The organism is Sneathiella sp., from assembly GCF_002694385.1.
GTDB lineage: Bacteria > Pseudomonadota > Alphaproteobacteria > Sneathiellales > Sneathiellaceae > Sneathiella.
In genome coordinates this window covers 1-6,613 of the sequence record NZ_NZMB01000030.1, presented here as the reverse complement: position 1 = coordinate 6,613, position 6,613 = coordinate 1, and the positions used below count along the sequence as shown (strand labels likewise).

3 protein-coding genes are annotated in these 6,613 nt (G+C 53.8%); 1 reads left to right on the top strand and 2 read right to left on the bottom strand.

Annotated elements, in window-relative coordinates; genetic code table 11:
• Positions 1 to 270 precede the first annotated feature (270 nt).
• On the top strand, positions 271 to 2,874 hold the full coding sequence (locus CMN55_RS16870) for a CaiB/BaiF CoA transferase family protein (RefSeq protein ID WP_293951462.1): 2,604 nt from the start codon (positions 271 to 273) through the stop codon (positions 2,872 to 2,874).
• Positions 2,875 to 3,015: 141 nt separating this feature from the next.
• Here CMN55_RS16870 and CMN55_RS16865 read toward each other — a convergent pair whose 3' ends face one another.
• Entirely contained in the window at positions 3,016 to 4,008 is a 993-nt protein-coding gene (locus tag CMN55_RS16865; RefSeq protein WP_293951460.1) for a LysR family transcriptional regulator, read from the bottom strand.
• A 279-nt stretch (positions 4,009 to 4,287) separates the two neighbouring features.
• The gene (locus tag CMN55_RS16860; protein WP_293951458.1) at positions 4,288 to 6,282 is read right to left on the bottom strand and encodes a TRAP transporter large permease subunit; all 1,995 of its coding nucleotides are present in this window, start codon (positions 6,280 to 6,282) and stop codon (positions 4,288 to 4,290) included.
• Between the last annotated feature and the right edge of the window lie 331 nt (positions 6,283 to 6,613).

The window sequence follows — 6,613 nt, the reverse complement described above, 5'->3', positions numbered from 1 at the left end:
GTTTTGCTTGCCTGTTCCGGTCGCCGTTTAGAGGGGTATATCATAAAGTGCAAATTTAAGATACCCGATATCTCATCTTGATCGAAAAAGATTTATCCCCTATAGCGTAAAGGGGTAAAACAATAACCAGGAAAGGCCCGGCGGCGTTTGGCAAGAGAGGGCAGAGACCCTCGCGCTGGAGACACACCGCCGCAGGTTTCGGAAAGCCTCTTCTCTTTGGGGAGGGGCGCCGGAGAGGGCGAACAACAATCCTGTCGGGAGGAAGATAGAATGAAGAAGAACGGCAAGACGGCTGAAGATGACCTCTCTTACCTGTCCGGTATTCGTGTGCTGGAGGTGGCGGACGAGCAAGGGGAATATTGCGGCAAGCTGCTGGCAGGGCTGGGGGCGGATGTGGTCAAGGTGGAGCCGCCGGAAGGAGAGGGAACCCGGGAGATTGGCCCGTTCCTGGAGGATGTGCGGGACCCGGAGAAGAGCCTGCATTTCTGGCATTATAATTTTGGCAAGCGGAGCGTGGTACTTGACCTTGAGAGCGCGGCGGGACAGGAGAGCTTCCGTCGCCTGGCGGCCTCGGCGGATGTGGTGATTGACAGCCGGGCGGCGGGTTATATGGATGCGCGGGGGCTTGGCTATGAGGCGTTGCGGGAGATGAACCCGGGCGTGATCTATCTGCGGATCAGCCCGTTTGGCGATGATGGTCCCTGGGCGGGATATCGGGGATCTGATCTGGTTCATCTGGCGCTTGGGGGCATTATGATGAATTGCGGCTATGATCCGGATCCGGGCGGTTTTTATGAGACGCCGCCGATCGCGCCGCAGATGTGGCAGGCGTATCATCTGGTGGGGGAGATGGCGGCGATGTCGGTTCTCGGCGCGCTCAGCTACCGTTTGAAGACCGGGCAGGGACAGAAACTCGACGCCAATGTCCATGAGGCCGTCAGTAAAAATACCGAGCAGGACCTCCCAGCTTGGACATATCTGAAACAGACGTATAAGCGCCTGACCTGCCGACATGCCTGTGCGTCAATTAATCCACCAACCCGGCGTACGATCTCGATGACAAAAGACGGCCGGTATATCTTACCCTATCAAACATATCTGAGAGGGTTTCTGAACAGTTGGGATGCGCCGGTTAATGTATTGAAAAAATACAATATGGAGAAAGATATTGGCGATCCAAAATATGCCGGGGAATCGGTTCGACACTCAGCAGAGACAAAAGAACGCATCGCGACGCTCATGGATGATCTGGTGTCGCGACTGCCCTTCTCAGCCGAGCTGTGGCGCGACGGCCAGGATCAGGGGATGCCCTGGGCGCCGATCCGCCGTCCGGAAGAGAATGTGGGTGATGCGCATTGGGCAGCGCGGGAGACATTCTTTGATGTGTCTCACCCCGAGCTTGACAGAAGCTTCACCTATGTTGGCGCCAAATGGGTATGCCGGGAAGTCCCCTGGCGGCAGGGTCCCCGCCCGCCTTTGCTGGGCGAGCATACGGAGGACGTGCAGCAGGAATGGCAGCCGCGTCCTGCGCCCGTCGTCAAAAGCGCCCCGAAACGCTGGGCCGAGCCGCCGGTTATCAGCAAGCATGGCAAGCCATTTGCCCTGTCCGATGTCCGGGTCGTCGATCTGAGCTGGATGCTGGCCAGTGCCGGCGCCGGGCGCTTCCTCACCGCTATGGGCGCCGAGGTGATCAAAGTCGAGCATTCCTCCCGTATTGATGGTATGCGCTGGGGTCAGGGGATGTGTCCTCCGGGTGGGCGGGCGGAACGTGATGCCGCTGAAGCGGCAATATATTCACCCGTCTCTGACAACCCGGACCGTTGTGGCAATTTCATGGAGATTAATTCCGGAAAGCTGGGACTGTCTTTGAATTTGAAACATGCGGAAGGCCGGAAGATCCTGGAAGAGATGATCCGCGATGCGGATATGATCGTGGAAGGCTTTTCGCCCGGCACGATGGATCGGATGGGGCTGGGTTATGAGCGGCTGAAAGAGCTGAACCCCTCCATCATCTATGTACAGCAGAGCGCCTTCGGTCAGGCGGGTACCTATGGCGGGGCGCGCGGCTTCGGCCCGACGGCGCAGGCGATCAGCGGTCTCAGCGAGATGTCGGGACTGCCGGAATCCTGGCCGCCCGCCGGGATCGGCTATTCCTATCTCGACTGGTTCGGCGCCTATAATATGGCCAACGCCATGCTGGCGGCGCTGTATCGGCGGAACGCAACCGGCAAGGGCTGCTACATTGACGCCTCGCAGGCGGAGACGGGGATCTATCTGACCGGCACGGCGGTGCTGGACTATTCGGCGAACGGCCGCCGCTGGTCCCGCTACGGCAACCGCTCCCCCTATAAGCCGGCGGCGCCGCACGGGGCCTATCGGACCCGGGGGGAGGATCGGTGGATTGCCATTGCGGTTTTTGATGAGGCCGAGTGGCAGGCGCTGGTGGCGGCGCTTGGTAATCCGGACTGGGCGAGGGATGAGCGGTTCGCGACGCTGGAAGGACGGCTCGCCCATCAGGACGCGCTGGAGACGCTGATGAATGAAGAGACGCAGCAGCATGATGGGTTCGAGCTGATGCAGGCCCTGCAATCCGCCGGGGTTGTGGCCGGGGTGTGCCAGACGGCGGAGGACCGCTATGATCACGATCCGCAGCTGAAGCATCTGGGATGGCTGGTGGAGCTGGATCAGAGCGAGATCGGCCGCTGGCCGGTGAAGGAGCATCCGGTGCATATGAGCGAGACGCCCACCTATATCGGCGGCCGCCACGACCGCTCCGGCCCCAGCCTCGGCGAAGATACCGACCGTGTCCTGAAACAATATCTCGGCTTCGACGATGCCAAAATCCAATACCTCAGACAAATCGGCGCTATATAGAGAGTGTCAGAATAATCGAAATAAAGACAAATTGTGTTCTGAACCATCTGTGTGGATGGCGGATAATCCAGAAATATATCCAACAGGAGGGCCGTACGCCTATAGCACTATGGTCTAGTGCCGTAGCCATTGATAGGTGAGTTAAGCTTTTTTCTGACGCTTCGATAAGGGAAGCTGCATACGATCCTTATCACTCCCGGCGATAGTTGTGACAAGCTCCGCCAGAGCATTGGCTTCAGGGGAAAGAGGGCGTTTTTTCAAATGGACCAGATAGATGTTTCGTTTTAATGGCGGATCGAGTGGTACGGCTTGAAGTTCCCGACTTTGGACAAGTTCCCGACAGGAAAGCTCCCCCATCAGGGGGCAGTAAGGACCTTCCAGTAGAAGTCGTTTCATGAGTGGAAGACTGTCAATTTGCAGCTGAGAGGAGATATCAATTCCGCCTTCTTCGAAATATCTTAAAAATGTTGTTTTTGTGCCAAGGAGCGAGGCAGGAAGGATCAAATTATACTCGGGTATATGCTCCCGTTTTGCGACACCTTCCGTAATGACAGGGTGATCCGGAGCTGCAGTAAAATAGACATCTTCTTCGGCTATTGTCGTGACTTCAAGTTTTGTGCTTTTGGGAATCTGGACGACGATAGCGAGGTCAACTGCGCCATCAACAAGATGCGCCAGCAGATTGCCTGTGGCAGCTTCAACCACGGATAGTTTTACATGCGGATACATCTGCCTGAAGCGGATGACAATTTCCGGGGCATAGGTCGTCATAAAACTGGGCGGTCCGGCCAGTGCAACTTGATCTGTCTGTTCGTTCGCCGTAATCTCGAGATCGCGTTTGACATCCGACATTTGATCGAGAATTTCAGAAGCGTGCTTATAGACAATCTTTCCGGCTTTGGTAAGCCGAACGCCATGTCCGGTTCTTTCCAGAAGCTGGACACCGAGATCGGATTCGAGAACCTGGATCTGGCGGCTTATGGCAGATTGGGCAACGCCGAGAACGGCTTCGGCAATCGTAAATCTTCCGCAGCTGGCTGCATGGTAAAAATAGTATAATTTACGGGAATCTATGAAATCTTTTGCCGCAATATTAGGTAACTCGCCGGAGCCCTTCTTGTTTGCAGCTTTCATTCCCTTAACTCCCTCTTCAATCTGATTTCAAGATACAATAGCCGCAAAAGTGGAATATCCTGCCATAATTCACTTGCCTATTCTTCGCTCGTCATCCGGAAATAAATCCGTCGATTTTATAGCCGGTGTTATGGAGAAGATCAACCGGACCGGCATACCTGTCCCGGCTCTGTATCCTGCGAGATGATCTCCGTATAACATGACATGATTATAACGCCACTTCCCTTATCTCTTTCATTATGGACGCATTGGCGATTGTCAGGATGATATTGCGATACATCAGGTCGCGCGGGACATATCTGGCAACCAGGTTACAATATTTGGGAAAAAAATTAAAATCAGAACGATTCCCAGCGCGACAAGAATGAAAGGTATGACGCCTATAAACACGTCTGAAAGCCGGATGCTGGTACCAAGATTGACTTCCTTGCTTTGCGCTATTCGATGAACGATAAAAGAGAGAATGCCAATTGGTGGTGTGACGATGCCGATTTCAGCCATCATGATGACAAAGACTCCGAACCACAGGAGATTGATATCCAGAGCCTCGAGAGTTGGCACAAATACAGGCACAGTCAGAAGGATCATGGCCATTGGGTCTAGAAACATGCCGAGAACCAGATAAATGGGCACAAGAACCAGCAAGAATGTTATTCTGGAAAGCTCCATCATTAGAACGATTTCAGAGACATGGTGGGCGACGCGGCTAAGGGTCATGACCTTGGTAAGGATATCGACCCCTATTAAAAGCAAGAAAATCCCCGCCGTTGCAATGACGGCATCCAGCAGGCATGCGCGTGTGAATGTGAATGCTTTGGCGGGAGAGCGATTTTGCGCGCCGTTCAACAACCAGCCAATCAGCAATGCGGAAAGGGCGCCAAAGGCACCGGCTTCTGTGGGAGTAAATACACCGCCAAAAAGGCCCCCAATGATCACGAGAATGATAAGAATAATGGGCAGTAGAACGATAAAAGCGTGGTAGCGGCCGCGCCAGGTGATATCGGGAATTTTTGTTGTCGGGGCCCATGCGGGATTTATAACGCCCCGCAGGACTATCATTGCGGCGAAAGCTGTCGCGAGAATAACTCCGGGGACCACACCCGACAGAAGTTGCGGTCCGACAGGCGTTTGCACGACTCCTGCATAAACAACGAGTAATATACTTGGCGGGATTAACTGACCGAGGGTTCCGGCCATGGCAACCACGCCAGTTGCGAGGCTCGGCGGGGATTTCGCCCGGATCATTTCCGGAATGGCAATACGTCCCAAAGCGTAAGAAATTCCAACGGTGCTGCCACTTGCCGCCGCCAGTATGGCGCCTGCGAAATTGGTGCCGACCGCAAGGCCGCCAGGCAGGTTTCCGAGAAAAACCCGGGCACTTGAATATGCCTTTGTTGTCAGCCCGGAATGCCACAGGGCAACCCCCATAAGAATGAAGAGAGGAATGACGCTTAATTGCCAGGTTGCGGCGCCACCATAGATACTCTCCTCCAGGGCTGATTCGAGAGCAGCTCCCCCCCTTAATTTCCATAAACCAAGCGAAGAGGCGATAATGAGGGCGAGCCCGATAGGGATGCCGAGATTCACTGTGGTAAGCACGAGGCAGATTACCAGAATGCCGGTTATTTCACGGGAGAGAGGCAAGCCGAAAAAAGCGCTGATGATGGCAAGTGATATGATGAGTAAAAAGAGCAGGCCAATTGTACCGGACTTCGAACGGGGCATGTCATCGGAGATGTCATGTGGCAGCTTGTCAGCGGTGGCGAATGACTTAGGCTGGGCGCACACCCTGTATAGGGAGGCTGCCAATTGGAGTGCAAACAGGATCAGCCCTGCAACGGCGACGAATTTGATCGGCCAAATCAATACTTCTGCCGTTCCATAGGCTGCCTGTTTCACCTCGGCGGCGGCCAGTGCATCGAGAAGAGCATAGTATGCCAATGCCAGAATTGTAATGATAGCGATCGATAAGCAAAAAATGGAAACGGTCTTTCGTGTGGCGGGCGGCAGATGGTCGACCAGATAATCAATCTGAATATGCTCGTTTCGCAATTGAGCTGCCGCGAAAGCCAGAAAAACAATAATGGGCATCCACCAGTAAGAGACATATTCAATTGTCCCGTTGACCGGATGGTTAAATAGCCAACGTCCCAGAACATCAAGAACGACATTAATCAGCAGGACAAAACATGCGATTGCGGCAATAAGGCTGCCGCTCTGGCTTAGTCCGTCGATTGACCGGAGCCAGATTGGATCAGTTTGTGTTTTTTTCACGAGAAACCCTTTTGTTCTGACATTGATTGCTCTGCAGAGAAATCTTTAGCCGGTGCTTTACTGCGGCTGCTCGTATGTGAGATGCTCTGAGAAGGGTTCCATTCGGTGATTCATTGACCTTATCATTTAGGTTTCTCCCTTGGTGCTGTGTTTTGTGTTTTTATTGTTTTTTATGGCGTTTGTCGGGGTTGGGCGCTGTCGCGCCGTTTCCCGGTTTGTGCGGCGACGGATTGTTTTGCTTGCCTGTTCCGGTCGCCGTTTAGAGGGGTATATCATAAAGTGCAAATTTAAGATACCCGATATCTCATCTTGATCGAAAAAGATTTATCCC